This is a genomic window from Paenibacillus sp. J22P165 (assembly GCF_059692015.1).
Map to the genome: position 1 here is coordinate 271489 of NZ_JCAUAP010000006.1, position 24538 is coordinate 296026.

Genomic DNA, 24538 nt, shown 5'->3' on the forward strand with positions numbered 1-24538 from the left:
TACTTTTGAAAGGCAGGGATGCACGGTACCCTTAGTCTGTAGAGACGAAAAGGGGGCTGTGCACATGCAAAGTAAAGCGAGTAAAAAGGTTTTTAGAACCAATTGGATTTTGCATGGGATGATGGTGATCTGGTTTGGTGCTTGGGGATGGTTAGCCATTAGTCCTCATAGCCGAGGGGATTGGGTATTGGAAAATCTATTGATTTGGGCAGCATTACTTGGCATTGTGGCTACGTATAGGTTGTTTACTTTTTCAAATCTTACTTATGGATTACTTGCTAGCTTCTTGTTACTGCACAGCATTGGAGCCCATTTTTCGTACAATGGAACTTGGTTCGATCCTTGGTTGCGCAACATATTCGGTTCTGAACGCGATCATTTCGATCGCCTTGTTCATTGGTGTTTTGGGTTACTATGCGCCTATCCTATTTATGAAGGCATGGAAGCGTGGACGAAGCTTGGGAGAAGATGGATTTATGTGATGACGTGTGTTATCGTGTTGGCTATGGGTGCGTTCTATGAGCTTATCGAAATGTGGGTAGCGAAGATTGTAGCTCCAGAAATCGGTACGTTATTTGTCGGTGCACAAGGGGATCCTTGGGATGCGCAGCATGATATGGAGCTTGCCTTATACGGGGCGATCATCGCGATGTTGGTGACTGCATGCAGCAAGCGATGGAAAGCTAAAACTAATCCTAGTGATGTTGGGGAGGCAAAATTGTAAGATGGCAAAGTTGGTTTATATCGGTTCCTACACAAATGAAGAGCATCCGGAGGGCATTTCTTTATATAGCTTTAATGGTCAAAATGGAGAGATGACGCTGGTTGAAAGGTATAGCGATTTACCTAATGCTTCGTTCTTAGAGGTGAACAAAGAAGGAACGGTTCTATACGCTGTGAGTGAAACTGAAACGTACGAGGGTCGTTTTGGCGGCTCTGCTGCAGCGTACGCGATTGAAGCAGGCACAGGGAGATTGAGCCGAATCAATCAACAACCGGCAGATGGTTCTGCACCCTGCTATATCAGCTTGGATGCCACGAACCGCAAAGTGTATGTGGCGAATTATTTAAGCGGTGATGTGACTGTGTTCCCTGTAGAAGCGGGCGGCGGTTTGGGTGAACATTCACAACTGATGAAGCATGAAGGTGAACTTGGACCGCAAGCGGATCGCCAAGAAGCGCCGCACGCACACTCGATTGTTCCGTCTCCGGACAATCGGTTTGCGGTTGCAGCCGATCTCGGCCTGGATCGGCTGATTGTGAGCCGCATTGACGCGGAGAGCGGCGATCTGCTGCCGCACGGCACAGCGGCTTTGAAGCCGGGCGCGGGCCCGCGGCATTTGGTGTTTAACGCGAACAGTACTTACGTGTACGCAATCAATGAGCTGGACAGCACCGTCACGTTGCTGTCTTATGATGCGGCCGCGGGCCGTTTGGCCGCGGTCCAGACCTTGTCGACGCTGCCGGAGGACTTCGGAGGCGTCAGCTATTGTGCGGACATCCACCTCTCCGAGGATGGCCGTTTCTTGTATGCCTCGAACCGCGGACACGATAGTATCGCGGTTTATGGGGTTGACCGAGACAGCGGCACGCTGACGGTCGTGGGTTGGCACTCGACGCGGGGGCGGACGCCGCGGAACTTCGCCCTTTCGCCGCAGGACGAGTTCCTGCTTACGGCGAATCAGGATTCGAACAGCGTTGTTGTCTTCCGCAGGGATGCGGAGACAGGGATGCTGGAAGAAACAGGGCACACGGTAGCGGTATCGCGGCCGGTGTGCGTGAGGTTTTTGTAGTTAAAAGAAGGTGCAGGTAGTTCCTGCACCTTCTTTTTTTATGTTCACGCGCTGTTAGGCTGGTCAGGCTGGAATCTACTCAAATTTCCGCTAAAAATTAGTTGCAGATGCAACGTATTCGGCGTAAACTAAATTAGTGGCAAGTGCAACGATTCGGCAGGTTAGTTTGATTTCAGGAGGGGTTGCGATGATAGAAACGCGAAATTCGATACCGAGGTGGGTCTCGCTGATTTACCGGTACGGGCAGATGTACATCGGTGACCACTTAAAGGAGTTCGAGATCGGCAGAGGTCAGCATATTTTCCTCAATGCGCTCTATAAAGAGGATGGTTTGACGCAAGAGGAGCTGTCCGACTATTTGAAAATCGATAAAGGAACGACAGCGAAAGCGCTTAAAAAGCTAGAAGAGCAAGGCTACATAACGCGTAATGTAAGTGAGAAGGATAAGCGATGCAATGAAGTTTTTTTGACGGAAAAAGCTCGTGGCATTAAAGAGGATGTGCGGAAGGTACTGACCGATTGGCGGGAACGTTTGACGTTCGGCATGTCGGATGAAGAGAAGCAGATGGCCCTTATCGTTTTAGAAAAAATGGGTCATAATGCGGCACACTTTGCTGAGGAAGAGGGAGACCTATGAATGTGAGGGCTGCGGGATCTGTATTCATTAATCGTCATTTCCATGCACTGACACACAAAAATTATCGGTATATGTGGTTAGGGCAGTGTGTATCGCTCATCGGTACTTGGATGCAAAATATCGGTCAATCTTGGCTGGTGCTAACGCTAACGGGATCGTCTCTCAAACTTGGGATTGTAGCGGCATGCCAATTTCTACCCATTCTATTATTCTCGTTGTTTGCCGGTATTATTGTTGATAAATTTCCAAAAAAGAAGATTCTTATCGTGACACAAACAGTTTCAATGACACTCGCCTTCGCGTTGGCTACTTTGGTGCTTACGGATACGGTGAAATATGAATATATCCTTGTTCTGGCACTACTTCTGGGCTTAAATAATACCTTGGATATGCCAACAAGACAGTCGTTTAATGTGGAAATCGTAGGTAAAGATGATCTGATGAACGCGATTGCGCTCAACTCGACGACGTTTAACATGGCAAGAATTGTGGGACCTTCCATTGGCGCCGTGATGATGGCGTGGTTGGGGGCTGGCTGGTGCTTTTTGCTGAATGGGTTCAGCTTTCTGGCAGTTCTCTATGGATTAATTCATATTGAGGCAGCGCCTTATGTTCGTAAGATTAGAGCGAAGGAAGGCATTTTGAAGGAAATTAAGGATGGTATCGTTTATATTGCCAAAGATCCCATATTGTCGCCAACTGTCCTGCTTGTGACGGTTATTGGGACGCTTGCTTTTAATTTTAATATTCTCATTCCGGTGTTCACGAAAAATGTGCTGCACATGGGAGAGACGACTTATGGGACGCTAATGTCCTGTTTGGGTGTGGGTTCACTTGCTGGGGCACTTACAATGTCATTCCGCAGTAAGCGGGGACCGAAGCTGAAGGTGAGCATGTTTGCGAGCTGTATGGTCGCTATTTGCTTGATTCTGAATGGGCTCAGCGGCTCAGTCTGGGTGTGTGGAGCACTATTGGCATGTACGGGATTCTTTAATATTTTATTCGCAACGAATAGTAACTCTGCGCTGCAAATGTATGCGAAGGATGAGTATCGCGCCCGTGTTATGAGCGTATATGCGCTTGTATTTGCTGGATCTACGCCGATTGGCAGCTTGTTCTCTGGATTTATTGCAGATCGATTTGGGGCAAATGGGGCATTCGTGGCCTGTGGGGTCCTGACGGGGCTTCTCTGTTTGTTCATTACGTGGAAATATAAGTCGTCGCTCACTACGAAATCGCTTAACGAGCAGGAAGTAGCTTGAAATACGAGTGTAATCGATATTTTATATTATAAAGATTCTATCATTTGGGTTGTCAATTTACTAGGGATTCAGTACAATATGAGCATAAGTTCATGTGTGAGGAGGGATCTTGTGCTGGGGATATTGAAAAAATGGATGCAGAAACCTATGCAGGAACCGAAGCACACTGTGGATTACAAAACGATGGAAATCGACGTTGTCATTAAATGTTTTGTTTCGGATAAGGAGAAACCGTTTCGCGTTATTTTTAAAGTGGAGAAACAGGGATCATTCTTTTCGAAAGATATTTTTGTGAAAAATGTGGATTCTAGAACATCTCATGAGCTCGTTCATAACTTTTCCACACTTGGCATGAACAATGAAGAGTTGAACAAGTATGAAAGCACTGATTATGCTGAATACGGCTTCGCTACGTTGGAAGAAGCCAAGAAAGTGAAAGATACAACCGTCGATTACATACGCTTTCTGATCCGCGAGCATCAACAAGAGACACTTGCCAAAATTTCATAATAAGATACATGCAAAAAAGGGGCCAGCGAACATCATCGCTTAGCTCCTTTTTGTTGTTCTTACGTATGTCTGAACTTAGGCTTCAGCTTTTTGTTGAAGGACAAGTTCTTTCAGACGATATTGGCGAAGCTTAGTAACCGACGTGAATTTGGATTCGGATCCTCGAACTTCAAAAAAAACTTTGCCGTCTTGAATATGTTGGATTTTGCGTGTATTCACATAACAATCCGTGTTTACTTTGAAAAAGCTGCTGTCTGAGGTCATCTCTTGGATTTGCTCTGTATTCAAACGTTTCTTGATATGGTAGTTCTTCCCATGAAAGGAGACCAGGCCATGTTCTCCAACACGGAAATACATGATATCCTTTTCTAAAATAAAATCCTCATACGTATTCTTCACTTCGAGCGCCACATTCATTTTATCTGCCCCCTTTTTAAAATGATAACGCTTACATTACTTGAGACGGTTTTATCTTACCATAATTTGTGAGGTATGTGAAGGCTTTTTAATTTGAAAAAAACCAACATGTTTCGTCCACGAAAGGTGAAACATGTTGGTTTTATGCTGTTTTTGACGAACGAAAGACTATTTCCTCTGAAATAATTTACAGCGGAATGTTACGAGCAACCCATACGCCTGCTGCACCTGCTTGTGCTAATCCCCGCGTTATGCCTGCGCCATCGCCGCCACAGTAGAGGCCTTTGATTTCCGTCTCAAAGCTCTCACTCAGCTTAGGTCGAGCGGAGTAAAACTTCGCTTCAACACCATAGAATAGTGTGTGCTCGGATGCGATACCTGGGGTTACCTTTTCAAGAGCGTGAATCATTTCAATTAAGCTTTTCATTGTATTGTAGGGAAGTACGAGTCCCAGATCCCCAGGAACTGCTTCAGATAACGTAGGTTCCAAGAAGCCTTCGCGAATCCGTTCAGCTGTAGAGCGGCGTCCTCGCATAATATCTCCGAACTTTTGAACGATGACTCCACCACTAGATAAGTCATTCGCGTGCTTACAAATTTCTCTTGCGTACTCGTTCGGCTTATCGAATGGCTCTGTAAATTTGTGTGAAACAAGTAATGCAAAATTGGTATTACTGGATCCAAGTGCAGGATCCTTGTAAGAATGACCATTAGCTGCCATAATGCCGCTGTGATTCTCAACAACAACGTGTCCAGATGGGTTGCTGCAGAACGTCCTTACGCGTGTTCCAACTGACGTGTTATACACGAATTTACCTTCATACAAATGATGATTGATTTCACGCATGACGACATCTGAAGTTTCAACACGAACACCCACATCGACTTGATTGTTGGACATCTTGAGCCGACGTTTCTTGAGAACCTGGGTTAACCAGGCAGAACCGTCTCGGCCAGGCGCCAGCATCACATAATTGCTGTGGAGCTCGGTGCCATCCTTCAATCTAATACCTTGAACGACATTCTTATCTTCTTTCTTCGTTGTGAGGATATCATCGACTTCCGTTTTGAACTGCATATCGATGCGTGTTTTCAAATATTCATAGATGGACTTGAGGATCATGAGGTTTTGCTCCGTGCCCAAATGACGGACTTGAGCGCGCAGCAGCTTCAGACCAGCTGCATAAGAACGTTGTTCAATGTCTTTCACAGCTTCGGTAGTAGGATCGGTAATATTCTCCGTTGCGCCATGCTGCAAATTAATGTGATCGACATAGCGGATCAGTTCCATGACTTTACTCGGTGCCAAATAATCCGTCATCCAGCCACCGAATTCAGTTGTAATGTTAAATTTGCCATCGCTATAAGCGCCTGCTCCGCCAAAACCAGAGGTAATGGAACACGCAGGAAGACAACCGGAGAAGTCCTTCTTACCAGCTGGAGGAGGGCAAAGTTTGATTTTATTTTCAAGAATCGGACAACTGCGTTTATAAATATCGTGGCCTTTGTCAACGAGTAAAATGTTCGCATTCGGATGAAGTAAGGTCATTTCATAACAAGCAAAAATACCGGCAGGTCCTGCACCAACAACGATAAAATCATAAGCTTTCATATCAGTACTCTCCTCGGAACAGTCATATTTGGACGCAAAAAAACCTAGCCACACGGGTATGCAAAAAAGAGCACCCGTCGTAGCTAGGAAGTTATGGCTTCCTCTAGAGACCCCCAAGCCAATTCTTGAGGATATACGAACGTTTCATAGTTATGTGGCTGATTGGTATCGCCTTGACTATCATAATACGAACAATATTAGGTGTCAATGGGATAATGTTCGTTAATTAGATTGGGATTTGTTTCCAAAATTTTCTTTGACTCGTGCGCGGTTTCAAAATATAATTACGTAGTTATCCTTTTAATTTCGTACTCTTTTCACATTAGGGAGGTACTTTGCATTGAAATTTTGGTGGATACTTCTCAAATACATTGTTCCACCTGCATCTTTGGCCTTGTTACTTTTTGCTATTGGGCTTTGGAGTAATTACTCCGAACAGGCAAAGACTGCTGGGGAAAAGTTCATCGCACCTCTATTAGACTTCAAAGTACCCATTATCTTCTCATTTTTAATTTTGTATTATCTTTGTGTCGCATTTTATGACTACAGCAAAGGGATCGTGAACAGGAAAGATGCGGAGTTAGCTCAGAAAGATGAAGAGATGAAAGATGAATTGAGTATCGCCATTAAGCTTAACAAAAAATATTCTGCTTATAGACGAAGTGAATTGTTGTTACATACCATACAATCATTTGTTAATGATCAACCCTATATTCAAGCCATTCAGGTTTATAATTACGAAATTAATCATATTGGTAGTAAAACAAGAGTGAAAATTAAGTATCAGAATGGATTTATTGAAGAAGGCATAGATTTAAATGCGATGGACCAAGCCTATTATTTGCTGGATAAAAGGATGTTTACACACTTCCAGAGCGCGTATGATCGATTGAATGAAGGGGACTTTAATCCCATTGTGGATTTTATTCAAGAGCATGGTGAGCGTTTACGTTTAGTAACCAATCCTACAGATGATGATGTCCTTACTTTTGCCTTTGTAGAACTGGCCCTTGGTCTGATTGAAACACGATACGATTTAAGACTTCATGAAAATTACTTAACCGCGGAACAAACAGTTGCTTTGGAAGAACATAAACGCACTGGGGTCTTAAGAACTATACTATTAAAAGATGACTTTTTCATTTTCAAACATCTTGCAATTGGCTTTAAACAAGGGCGGGTGTATTCGGCTAGGCATCTCAATCTATGGGGAGATAATATCGTGTATCTGATTACCCTACACCCAGACATATTAGTCGATGGGGACTATTACCCTGATATTCGAAGAATAGACGAATTGTTTATGGAAAGATTACGTGGATTACTATATAATGGTTAGACCGACAGATTTTAAGGAGGTAGTGCTGATGCCTAAGATGAATAAGCAGAAGCAGCAATCACAATTCCAACAGCAGCAAAAAAGTATCATTGAACGCCTCAGCAAATTGGGGATTAAAGCTGAAATCGGTCGTAAAGCGCCAAATGCTGAAACGGAGTACTTCTCTGTTGTTGGTAACAGACGAGACGAAGTTATCGTATAAGTTATAGGTATAGAAGGGGGGCCAAGTGGCCCCTCTTTTCTATTTGTATAGGGCAAAGCTTAACTGTCAAAGATGAGAACACCATGTAATAAGGAGTGTTCTCAGACGAAAGAAGACATGCAACGAGATGAGATAATAAGGAAGTTAGAGGGTATTAACATTAAGATGAGTAAGGGGCATAGATTGAAAGACATACGTCCACCTTATTTTTCGATCGTAATGGGAAAAGAGTTAGAACAAAAATAAAGAGTGTACCGACTACAGCTAACCTCCTCGTGAAGAGGAGGTTTTTAGTTAATTTGCCTAGAGAAAATCGTACAGGCACATCTAGGCTTACACCTACATAGACTAATACTACTCTAAATAGCGGAGGCTACCGAAGGCAACATGCTCCGCAATACGCGCAAGGGGGTAGCTGGAATGCCAGGATTGTTTGGTACGATTGCCATGTTGATAAAACAGCTTACATTACTTGTGTCCTACGTCAAGAACAATGCGTTTCCTCAACCACTTACCGAGGCAGAAGAAGAATTACATCTGAGGCTTATGGCAGAAGGCAATGATCATTCTAGGAACAAACTGATTGAGCACAATTTAAGGTTAGTTGCCCATATAGTTAAAAAATTCGACAATACCGGAGAAGATTTGGAGGATTTGATTTCTATTGGGACGATCGGACTAATCAAAGCAATCGAGTCTTTCTCGCCGAATAAGGGCACGAAGCTGGCGACTTTTGCGGCACGATGTATTGAGAATGAGATTCTGATGCATTTGCGCTCCTTAAAGAAAACACGTAAAGACGTATCCTTGCATGACCCGATCGGAACGGATAAAGAGGGGAATGAAATTACGCTAATTGACATCCTCGGCAGTGAGGCAGATGACGTGGTAGATGCGGTTCAGTTGAAAATCGAGAAGAGCAAAATCTATCGGAATCTGGAGATATTGGACGACCGTGAGAAAGAAGTCGTGGTTGGAAGGTTCGGGTTGGAGCTCGGTGGCGAAGAGCGGACACAGCGGGAGATTGCGAAGGAGCTGGGTATTTCGCGTTCCTATGTGTCGCGGATTGAGAAGCGGGCGCTAATGAAGCTGTATCATGAATTTTATAAGGCGAAGCGGTAAAAATTGAATCGCAGACTTCATTCATTTGGCATCAAATAATGGAGGCGAAGACAATGACAGCCTTAATCCAAATGGAACATGTTAGTAAATTTTACAATATGGGTGGAGAAACGATACGGGCGTTGGATGACATATCGCTGGATATCGCACAGGGTGAGTTTGTAGCTATTATGGGGCCGTCAGGTTCAGGAAAGTCCACATTAATGAATATCATCGGGTGTTTGGATATTTCAGATGAAGGTTTGTATGTCCTAGATGGGAAGCAGATTCACTCCCTGAAGGATTCGCAACTGGCTGAGATTCGGAATCGGAAGATTGGGTTTGTTTTTCAGAGCTTCAACTTGCTGCCAAGACTAAGCGCGTATGAAAATGTGGAGTTGCCGTTGATCTATCGGGGATTATCGAGAAAACAACGGGAGCCGCTGGTTATAGAAGCGTTGGAAGCAGTGGATTTGCTGGACCGGAGGAAACACTTTCCTTCTGAGTTGTCCGGTGGACAGCAGCAACGTGTTGCGATTGCGCGAACGTTGGCAGGTGATCCGCCGATTATTTTGGCGGATGAGCCGACGGGGGCGCTGGATTCGAAGACTGGTGCTGAGATCATGGATATTTTCAGACGGCTGAACGATCAGGGGCGGACGATTATTGTGATTACGCATGATCGGCAGGTTGCGGAGCAGGCGAAGCGGGTTGTGCGGTTTCGGGATGGGCGGTTGGTTCATTAATATGAATAATATCGGCCTTACGATAAAAATCGTAGGGCTTTAATCATTCAATAATGATGAGTAAAACGATGCTCTTTTGTTTATATGAAAAATTGGAAGTGAAAACCAGTTTTTTCTCCCCACCTCAATTAAGTAAACTTAGTAAGATAATTAAATGGTGCAACTTTTCCCTACTTATTGAGTCTATAGAACGAATATCATAAAAAGGGAATCCCTTAGAGCCGTCGCTGGTTCATATACACCATTGGATACCTCTGTAGAGAACTCCGCACATGACCTGACATGTTGGACTGTTAACAGTAACATCCAAATGGAACTTTCCTCTGTCCTGTAAATCTTCTTTCAGCCAGTCCGAGGGGAGCGATTTTTTCGTGTTTTACCTAAAAAGTTAACTCGTGCATATTGCCTGCAACGCGTTCAACATCCATGATGCTAGTAAGTGTACTTTCTGACTCATAAATTTATGTATAATAAGTAGTATGGTTGCCCACGGTCTATGATTGGTTGTTTAAAGTGTATGCCTTTAAAGAATCGGTTATCGAAAGCGTATACAAGACGAAGATTAACGAGATGCAGGAGGAGAAAAGGTGAGCCGATATTTACTACGATTGCTATCCTACAGTTTGATCCTCGGTATTCTTCCTGCCGTCCTGATTGGCATTGTCTCCTATACGATTGCATCAGGAGATGTGGAGAATAAAGTGAAAGAGATGAATAAGCAGTGGTTAACCCAAACACAGATGCGGGTTGAACAAATGCTGAAATCCATTGAAAAGTCGGCGACGCAATTTGCCAATTCGACGATTGTCAAATCATCTATGCACGTCGTCTATAGTCCCACCGATTTTGAGTCGGTCCGGGAGCTCTCCAAGGAACTTTATAATCTGCAGTCCAGCGATGCAATTATTACGCAGGCTTACCTGGTAAACCTTGAGCGGAGTTGGGGCTTGAATCTGAATGTCATGAAGCCGCTCAATCAATTTGAGAATCGCAGTGAGTTCATAGATTACGCCAAAAATCCGAAGAGTATCTTGTGGTACACTGGAAAGGTTCTGGCCGGAACGAATGATGATACGGAGGAGCAGGTAGAATCGATCACTCTCGTGCATAAGATTCCGATTTTGCCGCAGACAGATAAACCGCAAGGGCTGCTTGCGGTGCGCATTATCGCTTCCGAAATTCAGGAAGCGCTGGCTTCTTCCGATACCTCGAAACGGAGCTATATTTTGGATCGTTCTGGTGTGAGCATCCTAGGTGGTGATTCCAATAACGCCCGCTATGTGGAGGTGAATCAGGCTGTCGCCAGCCGAGTGGAGTCTGATCCAGAGCGAAAGCCAGGGTTGTTCAATACGGAGCTCGGCGGTGAGGAAGTTGCGGTGCTGTACCGTGCTTCCAGCTATAATAGTTGGATTTATGTATCGGTCGTCTCGATTGGGGAAATGAAGAAGGAGACGCAAAAAATTGCCGATCTGACGCTGATTGTTTGCGCGACAATACTAATTATCGTGCTCGCTGCAGCGCTCTATGGCAGCTCCCGGATGTACAGGCCGATCGGGAATTTATTGGAATTTTCTAGGCGAATTGGCTCTTCGGGGCAAGATCAGCTTTTCTCCGCTAAGCGGGATGAGCTTGAATTTATTAAGATAAGCATGCAATCCCTGGCGGTGTCCAGAGACCGTGTGGAGCAACAGATGTTGGGCCAAGCCAGCCATTTAAAGGAGTTTTTCGTCCTGAAGCTGTTTACTGGGCAGATGACGGAGAACGATTATTTATTCCGTTCCATGTCACAGGGCTTCCCATCCGATTGGAAGAAGCTCGGCGTCCTTGCGCTGCAGATCGACAATTTGCAGGAAACGCGCTATAGCGAAGAAGACCGGGAGCTGTTGCTCTATGCGGTCAGCAATATTGCACAGGAGGTACTTCCTGCCGCCTCCCGTTTTCCGGCGATTACGTTTAATCAATCCCAAGTGACCCTGGTGGCGACGGATGAGGAAGAGACGGAAGAAGCAAGACGGAGATTCTATGAAGCGGCAGAATGTATCAAACGAAATGCCGAAAAAGTGCTGCAGCTGAAAGTGAGCATTGGCATCAGCAATCCGTTCGTACATCTTATTGATACCGTCAAGGCTTACGGAGAGTGCTTAACTGCGCTGAAGGCGAGAATAAGTCTCGGTCCAGAAATTATCGTGCATTATGGGGATATTGAGAATCATCCGGGAACAGACCGTTTTGAATATTCCCATCTGAAGGTGCTGGAAGAGAGGCTGGTTTACGCGATCCGGGAAATGCAGCCAAACAGTGCTTCAGAAATATTTCAGCAATACTTGAATGCTCTGCTCTATAAAGACGGAAGCTTGTATGAGCATCAGACGCTGCTGTTACAGCTTGTGTCCAAACTCCTGCATATTGTGCAGGACCAAGGCATTTCACTTAACAAAGTATTTGAAGATGAGGGAACACTCGCCAAACTACTGCATCTCCAGACGCGCGAAGCCATTATTCATTGGTTCGAAAGCAAACTTTTCGCTCCGCTGATTCAAACGCTCTCGGAAAAGTCTGAAGCTCAATATGTGAATATTGCAGATAAATTGGTTCGCATCATTCAAGAACAGTACGATCGGGAAATTACGCTCGAATCGTGCGCTCAGGTGCTAAATTACCATCCCGTTTATGTCAGCCGTATCTTTAAGCGGGAGATCGGGATGACGTTCAGCGATTATTTGTCGGATTTCCGGATGAAGATGTCCAAGGTCATGCTGGAAACGACTGATTTGAGATTACAGGAAATCAGCGAACGTCTGCAGTACAAGAATATCAGTTCATTTATTCGCAACTATAAGAAGACATACCAGATTACGCCGGGGCAGTACCGGGAGAAGATCATGAAGGGAGGCAAAGAATGAAAAAGCAGTTGGCGTTCTTGCTCAGTATTGTACTTGCTTCAGGGACCCTCACGGCCTGTAATCGCTACGAAAGGAGCTTGGAAAAGCAGCAAGCCGCCGCAGAGCCCTTTTATTTATCTATCGGAGCGACACTGATCGGTGAACTGCCTCCCAAAAACAATGCGGTGGAACAAGCGATCGAAGCCTACACCCATACGAATTTGCAAATTCAATGGATTCCGCTCTCGGCTTATGATGAGAAGGTGCGGCTGATGATCGCGTCCGGCGAGTTGCCCAAGCTAATCAAATTAGGTTATTCACCGACTTACATCGCCACATTGAAAGCTGGGCAGTTCTGGGAATTGGGGCCACTGCTGAAGGATTATCCTAACTTGTCTGCCGTAGACAAACGGTATTATGAGAACATCTCGGTCGACGGCAAAATCTACGGCATCCCCTTGTTCCGCAACCTCGGCCGGGCTGTTATTCAATACCGGAAGGACTGGTTTGAGCACTTGGGTCTGAGATTGCCGGTGACCCTGGAGGATTGGTACCAAGTGATTCGGGCGCTGGCTTTGGACGACCCGGACAGTAACGGAAAGAACGATACATACGGTTTCGTGCTGGAGAAGCGATACAATCAGGATGTCAGCTCCATGCTGACCCGTATTTCTGTTTCCCAGGGCGGACCGAACAAATGGCAGGTCGACAACAGACGTTTTACCCCGGAGTTCATGACACAGCCTTTCTTAGACACGATGAAGCTGTTCCGGAAGCTGTATCAAGAAAAGTTGATCAATTCGGATTTCACGGTGGTGGATACGATAGAAACGGCGAAGATTTACGATTCGGGCCGTGCCGGTCTGCAGATTACCGGCGGCAATGCCCAGACGTGGCAGGATAAGCTGGTGAAGTCTGTACCCGAGGCTGTCGTCGATGTAGCTCCGCTGTCGGGTCCTGCAGGGACGCGACTTCCAGGGGAGCCAGGTAATGCCGGATTTCTTGCGATTCCCAAGGACGCTGCCAAGACCGAGGGAGAAGTTAGAAAGATTCTTGAATTTCTAGATAAGCTCCTCGAGGTGCCGATGCAAACCTTGATTGCTAAAGGGATCGAGAACCGACATTGGAAAGATCAGGGCGCCTATACGGAAGTACTGGATCGTACGCTGGATTTGAAGGAAGTCAAGCCGTATCGCGATATGATGCCCCATTTCGGCGAGGAGGAACTTCCCATTAAGCCAAATCTGCAGCCGGATCTGTTTCGGAAGAATCAACAGATCGGCAAGTCCAACGCTTCGTATATTGTGACGAACCCAGCTCTTTTGCTGGATTCTGTGACCTTTACGGAACGTGGAGACGAGCTCGAGCTCATGATTACGGATGCTGAAACGAAGTTTATTATGGGCATGATTGATGAAGCAGGCTGGAAGGCAGAGCTGGAGAAATGGAAGAAAGCCGGCGGCGATCGGATGATACAGGAATACGAACAGTCTTACAAAGTAGCCGTAAAATAAGAACAAGTGCGATGAAGATCCTTTGGATCTAGCATCGCGCTTTTTTTTTTGCATATCAGCAAGTGCATCTTAAAAGGGGCTCTATGCATTAGTAAACCCTCCTGTCCATAAAAGGACGGCGTAGCCGTTTATTTTATTGCCAGTGGTTGCCTGAAGTACATAGCCAAGTTAACTCGTGTAGATTAACGCTGGATAGCGCTCCGAATGGCACTTGGTTGTGTGCTGCCTATAGCCTGTTACGACGATTAGTACGGATAATGGGCACGTAAGGTAACATTGACACACGGATCAGGAGGTTACGAGATGAAGCAAGACTTAGTCGCCCCGGGAAATGCGGCTGCCATTAAGGAACGCAAGTACAAGCGGAATTCCCTGCTGCAGGATCTCATAAGGGACAAGTGGATGTACCTTATGCTGCTCCCTGGCGTGCTTTACTTTTTTATTTTCAAATATGTGCCCATGTATGGGGTGACGATGGCGTTTCAAGATTATCGGCCGCATCTGGGGTTTTTAGAGAGCCCTTGGGTAGGCTTCAAACACTTTGAGCGATTTTTTAATGAGCCGCAATTCGGCATGCTGTTTCGCAATACGGTCATTCTGGCCGTATATAATTTGTTCTTTTTCTTTCCGATGCCCATTATCCTCGCCCTTATGATGAATGAAGTGAGACGGGCTGCTTTCAAAAACTTCGTACAGACGCTGGTGTACATTCCGCATTTTGTCTCCTGGGTCGTAGTTGTTGGGATCTTCTATATTCTCCTCACAACCGAGAACGGCGTTTTGAATGAGCTTCTCTATCAACTAACGGGGCACAAAATCGCGTTTCTGCTCGAAGCGGAGTGGTTCCGAACCATGATCATTACCCAATCCATTTGGAAAGAGGTAGGCTGGGGAACCGTCATTTTCTTAGCGGCGCTTGCTGGCGTGGATCTGCAGCAATATGAAGCGGCGAGAATTGACGGGGCTGGACGTTGGCGTCAGCTCTGGCATATCACGCTTCCAGCGATTCGAAGTACGATCATTATTTTGTTCATTTTGCGATTGGGCAGCTTTCTGGATTCTGGTTTCGAGCATATCTTCCTCATGCTTACACCGACGAACCGGGAAGTCGGCGAAGTGTTCGACACGTATGTCTATACCAAAGGGATGACCCAAGCCCAATACAGCTACAGCGCAGCGGTAGGTTTATTCAAGTCCTTGGTAGGCTTGGTGCTGGTCCTGGGCTCTAACTGGCTCGCCAAAAAGTTCGGGGAAGAAGGCATCTATTAATCTAATCCCGACCTACTATGAAAGGAGACTCCTTCATGATTCAAGATAAAACGATCGGCAACCGCATCTTCGATATCATTAACTATGCGCTGCTGCTTCTCATCTCACTTCTCTGCGTGCTGCCTTTTGTATATGTATTAGCCGTATCCTTCACAAGTCCCGCTGAGGTTGCGAAGGGAGGCATGATTCTATGGCCCAAGGAATGGTCGCTGGCTTCCTATCGGTACATTTTCTCCACTAATACGTTGTTTCGCAGCATGTTGGTCTCGATCTACATAACGGTTGTTGGAACGCTTATCAATTTGCTATTCACAGCGCTCATGGCGTATCCACTAGCGAAGGCGAACCTTCGTGGACGCCAGTTCATTCTACTGGCCGTGCTGTTTACGATGCTGTTCGGCGGGGGGATGATTCCGACCTATTTTGTCGTCAAGTCGCTGCATTTGACCAACACCTTATGGTCCTTGATGATCCCGAGCGCAATCTCAGCGTTCAATCTGATTGTGCTGAAAAACTTTTTCCAACAGATTCCGGATGGACTTGAAGATTCTGCAAGGATCGATGGCTGCAACGATGTGGGTGTATTGTTCCGAATTGTACTGCCGTTGTCGCTACCGGCGATGGCCACTTTCGGGCTCTTCTACGCGGTCGGTCATTGGAATCAGTTCTTTAACGCCATTTTGTATATTAACGACAACACCAAGTGGCCGATCCAAGTGCTGCTCAGGGAAATCGTCATTCTGGCTTCGAGCAGTATCGGTGACAACACGATTGATACGACAGAAATTCAACCGCTGACGATCCGGATGGCCGTTATCGTATTCGCTACCATTCCAATCTTGCTTGTATATCCGTTTCTTCAAAAACACTTTGCCAAAGGCGTCATGCTGGGCTCTGTCAAAGGTTAGCCTTATACTGCCTGCCGCCTGAACTGCTATGAACCTCCCGAACATCCAAACGATGTGCGTGAGATCACATAGAACTATAATCCGATACCGGAGGGGTACAAGAATGAGGAAAAAAGCATCTTTACTAATGGGCGTCACCCTACTTACATCCGTCGCGCTCACTGCGTGCAGCACAAGCAATGAGCCAGCGTCTGGCAGCAGCAGTCCAGCAGCAAGTGTGGCTGCGAAAGAGGATACGAAGCCGCTTGACTTGTCGATTGTCGTCACACAGGTTGGAGAGATTCCACCGAAAGGCAATACGATGGAAGAAGCGTTGGCCAAATATACGAATACGAATCTGTCTTTTCAATGGATTCCGGCTTCCGCTTACGATGATAAGATCAACGTGATGATCGCTTCCGGCGAACTTCCCAAGCTGATGAAGGTAGGTTATATACCTACGATTATTAGTGCAATGCAAGCAGGAACGTTCTGGGAGCTTGGTCCTTATCTGAAGGATTACAAGAACCTGGCCGCTCAGTCGCAAACGTATTATGACAATATCAAAGTGGACGGCAAGCTGTACGGCCTCCCGATTTTTCGTGGCGTGGGCCGCGCCGTGGTTCACTACCGCAAGGATTGGCTGGATGCAGCGGGTCTGAAGGCACCGAAGACTTTGGATGATTGGTACAACGTGCTGAAGTTCTCGGCAGAGTCCGATCCGGATAAGAACGGGAAGAATGATACTTATGGTTTTATGCTGGATAAAAACTACAACCAAGGTACGGCTTCCACATTGACCCGTCTCAGTGTTTCACAAGGCGGACCGAATAAATGGAAAGTGGATGCGCAAGGCAATTTCACTCCGGAGTTCATGACGGACGAATTCTTTGCAACAATGAAACTGTTCAAACGGTTGTATGACGAAAAGCTGATTAACACGGACTTCGCGGTAACCGATGCGACAATCTTAGATAAAACCTATGAGTCCGGCCGTGTAGCGCTGCGTATTTCCGGCGGGAATGCGCAGAGTATGCAGACGAATCTTGTGAAGGTTGTACCGACTGCGCTTGTTGACGCTACCGGATTGGAAGGCCCATCGGGTGTCCGCGTACCGGCGGAGAGCGGGAATGCAGGCATTCTGGCAATTCCGAAATCTTCCGTGAAAACCGAAGCGGAATTGAAACGCGTACTGACCTTCCTCGATAAGCTACTGGACAAAGAGATGGTTAATCTCATCAATAAAGGGATTGAAGGCAAGCACTACAAGGTAGATGGCAACTTCACCGTTACTCTCGACGCGGATGCCGATCTCAAAGAAGTGAAGCCGTATCGCGATTCGCTGCTCCAACGCGGTGAAGCTTACAACATGGACAAGCCGGCGAAGCAAACAGATCTGTTCCTCAAAAACAACAAGATCGTCAGTGACAATGATAAATACGTTGTTGGAAATCCGGCGCTTACGTTGATTTCCGCTACTTACACGGAACGCGGGAAAGAGCTGGAGCAAACGATTACGGATGCCGAGACGAAATACATTATGGGCAAAATCGACGAAGCGGGTTGGAAAGCCGAAGTCGACAAATGGAAGAAAGCCGGCGGCGACAAGCTGTTGGAAGAGTATAAGGCCGCGTACTTAAAAAATAAAAAGTAAGCATAGCGACAACCAGATCTACAGCTGAAGGCAATTGTATTGTTTTCATCAACCTTTTGTGCATGCAGAGAAAGGAGTTTAGATTGTGGGCAAACGTCGCAAAGTTGCAACTCGAAAAAGTTTCATTCTGATGCTCATAGCATCCTTACTAGTATCCATGGTGAGTACTTTTGCCTTGCCAGAGTCAAAGGTTTCAGCGGAGGAGACGGCCGTATCGGTCGCCGTTCCTTTTCAGGAGTTCAGGATTGTGGGCTCGAATGGCGATAACATCAATATTACAGGCTACAACAACAATGATCCGATTAACGTCTGGCCTACACAAAATCAAGCGAACGAACGCTGGCGTCTGGACACAGCGGACGGCATCAATTATAAGCTCGTCAATATGACGACCCAGAAGCTGCTATCACCGAAGGTGTGGACACTCGCAGGAGAAACCGTGCTCTATGAGGAGGCAGCCAAAGAGGAGCAGCTCTGGCAATTCATACCTGTGGAGCCTCTGAACGAACAGGGCTATGTCCGGTACAAAATTGCGAGCAAAACGGATATTTCTAAAGTTTTGACGCTTGATGCTGACGCACAGCGAGTACGTCTTGAAGCTTATCAAGGTTTAGAAACGCAAAAGTGGCGTTTAGTGAATGAGGGTACGCCCGCATTCCCCGGAGCTGAAGGCGGCGGTATGTACACCACTGGGGGCAGAGGCGGCAATGTCTATGAGGTGACGACGTTGGCTGATTCCGGTCCAGGCTCGCTGCGGGAAGCGGTTGCGCTAAGCAATACTACGATTGTATTCCGGGTCGGCGGCACGATCCATCTGCAATCGCCGCTGAAGATCACTGGCGCGAACTTGACTATTGCCGGACAAACGGCGCCGGGCGAAGGGATCACGGTGTCCGATTATGCTACTTATTTTGAAGCAGATAACCTTATCATGCGCTATATGCGATTCAGGCTTGGAGATCGTTATCCAAGCGAGGACGATGCTTTCGGCGGTCGATACCATAAGAACATCGTCATTGATCACAGCTCATTTAGCTGGTCGGTAGATGAAGTCCTCAGCATGTACGTGAATGAGAATACAACAGTACAGTGGTCGATTGTTTCGGAATGTATGTTGATGACGTCCCATCAAAAAGGCCGTCACGGCTATGCAGGAATTTGGGGCGGCAACAACGCCTCGTTCCATCACAATCTGATTGCGCATAACGTCAGTCGGAATCCACGGTTTGCCGGGTCTCCGAACTTCCCCACGGATATGTATAACAACGTGATTTATGATTGGGGCTTCTTCTCTTCCTATGGTGGGGAGCAGGGACGCTATAACTTGCGCAATAATTACTACAAATATGGGCCGAGCACTTATCGTAACGCTCGCGAGATGGTTTTCCTAGATGTGAGCGCAGATACCCGCCTCTTCGTTGATGGCAACATCATGCATGGTTCCCCAGCGGTAACAGCGGACAATTGGAAGGGTGTCGGGGCTCTAGCGAATCCGGCTTCCAAGCTGAGTTCGCCGGCTGTGATGCCGCAGCCGGTTGCACTTGAGTCGGCGGATGCTGCCTATGCGCATGTGCTGGCACAAGCGGGTGCGATTATGCCTATGCGGGATGCGACGGATGCTCGTATTGTTCAGGACGTTCGGAATGGAACAGGGCGTCACATTAACTCGCAGCGTGAGGTTGGCGGATATCCTGAGTTTACGCAAGCCATCTCGACGCAAGCGGACAGTGATCATGACGGCATGCCGAATGAATGGGAGTTAGCTCAGAAGCTGAACCCGAACGATCCAGCTGACCGCAATGCGATGCATGCATCAGGCTATCGTAACCTGGAAGTCTATCTGAACGGCATCACCGGTAACGGATCGGCGAATCCGACGGCGGCTATCGTGTCTCCTTCGGACAATACACTGGTGACAGCTGGTACTGACGTTGAAATTACAGCAAATGCTGCGGATGCCGACGGTTCCGTGGCGAAAGTGGAATTTTACTTGAACGATGTCAAGTTGGGCGAGGATGCAACCGCTCCGTACGCGTATACGTGGAAAAATGTCCAGGACGGCACGTATTTCCTTACGATCCGCGCCATTGATAACACCGGAACGTCCACGCAGTCTAGCAACGTTGCGGTTCATGTGAATAAACCAGGCAGCACTGCGCCATGGCAGTCCCAGGACATCGGAGCACCGGGGATCGCCGGTCACACGCAATTAGGGGCATCGGCGACAGAGGTTACGGTGAAATCGGCCGGGGATATCTGGGGCGCTGCGGACAACTTTCATTTTGCTTACCAGCCATTGACAGGAAATGGTGAGATTGTGGCCCGCGTTGACAAAGTTACGGCAACTGACGACGAAGCGGAAGCTGGTGTAATGATTCGCGAGAACCTGAGCGCTTCTTCCAAATTTGCGGCGTTGATGGTTTCCTATGTGAAATACGGCAAGCAAAGCATCGTATTCAACCGCACGTCAGAAGGTGGTACGGTGAACCGAGTTGAGCCGGAGGATTTTATCAATACGCCGTATTGGGTGAAGCTCGTTCGATTAGGCGATCAGTTCACCTCGTTAATCTCGGAAAACGGAACGGACTGGTCCGTGATTGACATGACTATGCTTCCGATGGCGGAGACTGTCTATGTCGGTTTGGCAGCAGATGCTGCCAAAGTGGACGACGATGTGAATAAATACAATGCCTCGGATTTCTCACAAGCAGCCGTACATCCGCTGGATAAGGATTTCCCGACAGCGCCTAGCGGTTTGACAGCGACAGCAGGGACCAAGTCTGTCAGCTTAGCTTGGACCGAGATTCCAAGCGCTGCAGCGTATCACATTTATCGCAGCGAAATGCCGGGCGGCCCTTATACGAAGATCGCAGAGGGGATTGCAGCACCGACTTATACGGATTTGAATTTAATTCCAGGCAAGACTTATTACTATGTCGTTACTGCCCAGAATGCTATCGGTACCAGCTTTAACTCTGCGGAGGTAAGCGCAGTTCCAGATGGGGAGCCGGAGACGATCTATTATGTCGACGAGGATTTCGAGACGGAGACGCTGGGTACGACACCTGCGGGTTATACGTTCACGCCGATACCTCAGGATGTCGATCACAAGGTTGTCGTGAGCGATGTACTTACAAGCATGACAGGCAATGCGTCTAAGCAGGCATTAATCCTGTATGACAATGGCGTCGGCAGTACAGAGCTCATCCGTAAATTTGCTCCGCAAACGGGAAAATTCGTCTTAGAGGTCGATATCGCTTCGTCAGGATGGCCGGGCACTTCGAGCGTGCTGAATCTGCAGGATGAGTCCGGCAGCAAGACGGCGCTGTCCTTCCAGCTCCGCAAGCCGACAGCACCTGTTGCAGAAGCGAATTATACCCTTGTGTATAAGAAAAATAACGCTGATTATAAGCTGATCGACCCGCCTGCGAACAATCAATGGCTCAACCTAAAGGTGGTTGCCAATGTCGGAGCGCAAATGGCGGACATTTACATCAATAACAACTTAGTTGAACAAGCGCCGCTGCAAGCGGATCTCCGAACATCAGGCATTGCCCGCATTTCGGCGAAAACGCCGGGAACAGGCAAAGGAACGATGTATTACGACAATTTAAAAGTGTACGTGGAGCCGGTTGAGACGCCAAAAGGTTTGACAGCGACTGCAGGCAACGGCAAAGTGCAACTGGCTTGGTCGGCAGCCGACGGAGCGTCCGCCTATAACGTCAAGCGGAGCACAACGGACGGTGGACCATTTACGACAGTCGCTGCTGGACTCACTGACGTTGCGTACGTCGACGAAACAGTTGTCAACGGTACGACCTACTACTATGTTGTAACAGCGACAGGCGTGACAGGGGAAAGTGCCGTGTCCAATCAAGCAACGGTGACGCCTTCGGTATCGGCCGTGAAACCAGCTGCGCCTGCAGGGTTAACGTCGGCAGGGCGCAATGCGCAGGTGGATCTGGCCTGGGAAGGCGTAACGTATGCGACGAGCCATACGGTTAAAAGAAGCACAAGCCCGACAGGTCCGTGGACCGTTGTGGGCAGCGGCATCACAACAATGTCCTATCGTGACGGTGGTCTTGATAACGAAACGACTTACTACTATGCCGTTTCGGCAACTAGTATCGGAGGTGAAGGGGCAGATTCCGCTGCCATCGCCGCCACACCGTACGACCACCTTGCCACGCCAGTTGTAACGGCACAACCGATGTCACAAGCAGTTAACCTGCAGTGGGGAACGGTAGCTGGCGCTGAGTTCTATATTGTGCAGCGCACTCAGCAGGTGAATGGGCCATTTACGGTCATAGCCGATCATGTAAGAGGAACTTCTTATGTAGGTAGCGCATTAGTGAATGGTTCACCTGTCTATTACAAGGTGATAGCGGCGAATAGCCATGCGAACAGCCTAGCTTCGGATGCGATTGGTGTACGTCCATCGGCCGAAGACGGTACATTGGCTGGTCCGGCGGGCCTAGCTGCAGAACCAGGGAACGGCAGTATCACACTCAGCTGGACATCAGTCCCTAGTGCTGCTTCCTATGCCGTGAAACGAAGCGATTCGCCGGATGGGGCTTTTGCCACCATCGCGCAAGGCTTGACTGCAGCGCGCTTTACGGACACGGGGCTGATCAACGGCAAACCGTATGTGTATCGCGTGACGGCGTTGAATGAAGCTGGGGAAGGGCAAGGCTCCGCCACCGTTCAGGAAGTGCCGGGACCGGTCATTACCGTTGCGGCGGATGGAAGCGGGCAATATACGAAGGTGCAGGACGCCATCAATGCGGTACCGGCGAATAGTGCCACACCAACGATCATTAAGATCAAGAATGGTGTTTATCGTGAAAAGCTGGATATCCCGTCTTCGAAGGTCAAGGTACGGATGATTGGCGAAATCCGAGATGGTACAGTGCTCGTCTACGGGGATGCAGCCAGCACGCTGGATGCGAATGGCAATGCGCTGGGAACGTCTGGCAGCTACAGCTTCCGCGTACAAGCGAGCGATTTCACAGCAGAGCATTTAACGATTCAGAACGATGCCGGCATCACGGCCGGTCAGGCTGTTGCGCTGTACGCGAATGCGGATCGACTTATTTTCCGCGATGTTCAGTTATTAGGCTACCAAGATACTCTCTACGCGAACAACGGACGGCACTATTATGTCGACAGCTATATTGCGGGCACAGTGGACTTCATTTTCGGGAATGCTGCGGCAGTTTTTGAAAACAGTACTATGCACAGCTTAGGCGGCGGCTATGTGACGGCAGCGTCGACGGCGGCAGGAAAGTCAGGCTATGTGTTCCTGAACAGCCGGATTACTGCGGAGCCGGGAATCACCAGCGTTGCGCTGGGCAGACCTTGGCGTGCTGATGCCAACGTCATCTATATTAACAGCTACCTCGGTGAGCATATCGCGCCAACCGGCTGGAATAACTGGGGAAATCCGCTAAACGAGCAAACAGCGCGTTACGGCGAATTCGCCAGCTACGGTCCTGGAGCGAATGCGAAGAGCCGCTTCAGCTGGGCGAAGCAATTGACGCAGGAGGAGGTAGCGCTTTATCTGCCGGCTAACGTGTTTAGCGGCAGCGATGGTTGGAATCCGATCGCGCAGGTAGCGCTGCCGGACGGAAACCGTGAGCTTACGAGTTTAACGGTGAACGGCGTCTCCGTACCTGAATTTTCGCCGATGAAGACGGTGTATCAGATCGATCTTACAGCAGTAGGCACCGTTCCTGTCGTTGCCGCAACAGCATTGTCAGGGGAATCCCGTGTTGACGTGCTTCAAGTGGCAGCAGTGCCGGGAACGGCGGTCGTTCGCGTCACAGCACAAGACGGCAGCGAACGGTCGTATCAAGTTGTCTTTGCGGCACAGGATCAAGAGGCGCCAACAACGAATGACGACGCTCCTGCGGGCTGGGTGAATCTGGAGGTTGTCGTGACACTCTCGACTTCCGATAACTTGTCAGGTGTTTCGGCTACGTATTATGCCATCGATGGAGGTGCTTTGCTAACGCTGAAGGAAGGCGATTCGATCCGCTTCTCGACAGAAGGGAAGCATACGCTGACATATTACAGTGTCGATGCGGCGGGGAATACCGAAGCTGCGCATACGTCCAATGTTTGGATCGATAAAACGCTGCCAACGGTGATCGCATCGGTATACGGGAAGCCGCTAGGCAGTGCCCTCGACATCTCGGACAGTCAGCCATTTGCACTTCAACTGCAGACATCAGACGTTTTGTCAGGCGTGAAGCAGCAATCCGTGACGGTGGATGGGAAGCCTTACGAGCTGGGAACTGCGCTGGTTTGGGCGGGTCAGCTCGGAAACCATGTGATTGAGGTGACGGTTGTGGATAACGCCGGCAATACATTAGCAGAGCAGTATACGGTCAAAGTCGTCACAAGCACGGAGTCGATCCGCAATCTGATCGAGCGCTATCGCCAATCAGGCGATGTGCGCGGGCCGATGCTGGCGCAATTAAGTAACAAATTGGATCAAGCAGAAAGTCAATGGAGGAAGGGACATGGGAATCAGGCGGTGAAGCATTTGCAGGATTTCCTCGGGCATCTGAATAACCAAGCATTGCAGCAGCATGTCTCCGAACAAGCGAAGGAGATTCTCGGCACGGACGTGAATGCCCTGATTGCCAGTTGGACGAAAGGTAGTTAGAGGGAGTGATCAAACTCTGGGGTCCTGATGGGACTCCGGAGTT

At 48.0% G+C, this 24538-nt stretch carries 17 protein-coding genes and 1 riboswitch; of the genes, 15 read left to right on the forward strand and 2 right to left on the reverse strand.

From position 1 onward, the window contains the following. Positions 1–64 precede the first annotated feature (64 nt). The 5 genes from AC58QM_RS16405 (at position 65) to AC58QM_RS16425 (ending at position 4202) form a co-directional block, all read left to right on the forward strand. Entirely contained in the window at positions 65–724 is a 660-nt protein-coding gene (locus AC58QM_RS16405; RefSeq protein WP_497285691.1) for a DUF2238 domain-containing protein, read from the forward strand. A gap of 1 nt (position 725) precedes the next feature. Beyond that, positions 726–1793 (forward strand): lactonase family protein, encoded by a 1068-nt coding sequence (locus tag AC58QM_RS16410; RefSeq protein WP_497285692.1) that lies wholly within the window; start codon positions 726–728, stop codon positions 1791–1793. Positions 1794–1980: 187 nt separating this feature from the next. Next, complete coding sequence (locus AC58QM_RS16415; RefSeq protein WP_497285693.1) at positions 1981–2430, forward strand: MarR family winged helix-turn-helix transcriptional regulator; 450 nt, start codon at positions 1981–1983, stop codon at positions 2428–2430. After that, on the forward strand, positions 2427–3692 hold the full coding sequence (locus tag AC58QM_RS16420) for an MFS transporter (protein WP_497285695.1): 1266 nt from the start codon (positions 2427–2429) through the stop codon (positions 3690–3692). The genes AC58QM_RS16415 and AC58QM_RS16420 overlap by 4 nt, the downstream gene beginning before the upstream one ends. A gap of 111 nt (positions 3693–3803) precedes the next feature. Continuing rightward, the gene (locus tag AC58QM_RS16425; protein WP_497285697.1) at positions 3804–4202 is read left to right on the forward strand and encodes a hypothetical protein; all 399 of its coding nucleotides are present in this window, start codon (positions 3804–3806) and stop codon (positions 4200–4202) included. A 75-nt stretch (positions 4203–4277) separates the two neighbouring features. On the opposite strand, the gene AC58QM_RS16430 is transcribed toward AC58QM_RS16425, so the two are convergent. Both AC58QM_RS16430 and AC58QM_RS16435 read right to left on the reverse strand, forming a co-directional pair. Continuing rightward, complete coding sequence (locus AC58QM_RS16430; RefSeq protein ID WP_497285698.1) at positions 4278–4619, reverse strand: LytTR family transcriptional regulator DNA-binding domain-containing protein; 342 nt, start codon at positions 4617–4619, stop codon at positions 4278–4280. Positions 4620–4806: 187 nt separating this feature from the next. Beyond that, positions 4807–6231: an NAD(P)/FAD-dependent oxidoreductase gene (locus tag AC58QM_RS16435; RefSeq protein WP_497285700.1), complete on the reverse strand. Its 1425-nt coding sequence runs from the start codon at positions 6229–6231 to the stop codon at positions 4807–4809. Between the two features lie 60 nt (positions 6232–6291). Then, a riboswitch (purine riboswitch) is annotated at positions 6292–6390 on the reverse strand. 181 nt (positions 6391–6571) lie between these two features. On the opposite strand from AC58QM_RS16435, the gene AC58QM_RS16440 reads away from it, so the two are divergent. From AC58QM_RS16440 to AC58QM_RS16485, 10 genes are all read left to right on the forward strand, one after another. Further along, entirely contained in the window at positions 6572–7570 is a 999-nt protein-coding gene (locus AC58QM_RS16440) for a hypothetical protein (RefSeq protein WP_497285702.1), read from the forward strand. Positions 7571–7598: 28 nt separating this feature from the next. Continuing rightward, positions 7599–7772: a hypothetical protein gene (locus tag AC58QM_RS16445; protein WP_497285704.1), complete on the forward strand. Its 174-nt coding sequence runs from the start codon at positions 7599–7601 to the stop codon at positions 7770–7772. 420 nt (positions 7773–8192) lie between these two features. Next, the gene (gene sigK / locus AC58QM_RS16450; protein WP_310502826.1) at positions 8193–8894 is read left to right on the forward strand and encodes an RNA polymerase sporulation sigma factor SigK; all 702 of its coding nucleotides are present in this window, start codon (positions 8193–8195) and stop codon (positions 8892–8894) included. A 53-nt stretch (positions 8895–8947) separates the two neighbouring features. Continuing rightward, positions 8948–9619, forward strand: coding sequence for an ABC transporter ATP-binding protein (locus tag AC58QM_RS16455; RefSeq protein ID WP_497285706.1), 672 nt, complete (start codon positions 8948–8950; stop codon positions 9617–9619). A 587-nt stretch (positions 9620–10206) separates the two neighbouring features. After that, positions 10207–12522 (forward strand): helix-turn-helix domain-containing protein, encoded by a 2316-nt coding sequence (locus AC58QM_RS16460; RefSeq protein WP_497285707.1) that lies wholly within the window; start codon positions 10207–10209, stop codon positions 12520–12522. Next, complete coding sequence (locus tag AC58QM_RS16465) at positions 12519–14015, forward strand: extracellular solute-binding protein (protein ID WP_497285709.1); 1497 nt, start codon at positions 12519–12521, stop codon at positions 14013–14015. Before AC58QM_RS16460 ends, AC58QM_RS16465 begins: the two co-directional genes overlap by 4 nt. A gap of 303 nt (positions 14016–14318) precedes the next feature. Next, positions 14319–15284 carry an ABC transporter permease gene (locus AC58QM_RS16470; protein WP_497285711.1) on the forward strand — a complete coding sequence of 322 codons (966 nt, stop codon included), beginning with the start codon at positions 14319–14321 and terminating at the stop codon, positions 15282–15284. Positions 15285–15319: 35 nt separating this feature from the next. Continuing rightward, entirely contained in the window at positions 15320–16192 is an 873-nt protein-coding gene (locus AC58QM_RS16475; protein WP_497285713.1) for a carbohydrate ABC transporter permease, read from the forward strand. Between the two features lie 103 nt (positions 16193–16295). Beyond that, on the forward strand, positions 16296–17825 hold the full coding sequence (locus AC58QM_RS16480) for an extracellular solute-binding protein (protein WP_497285715.1): 1530 nt from the start codon (positions 16296–16298) through the stop codon (positions 17823–17825). Positions 17826–17910: 85 nt separating this feature from the next. Beyond that, positions 17911–24495, forward strand: a complete 6585-nt coding sequence (locus tag AC58QM_RS16485) for a pectinesterase family protein (RefSeq protein WP_497285717.1) — start codon at positions 17911–17913, stop codon at positions 24493–24495. The last annotated feature ends 43 nt before the right edge of the window (positions 24496–24538 follow it).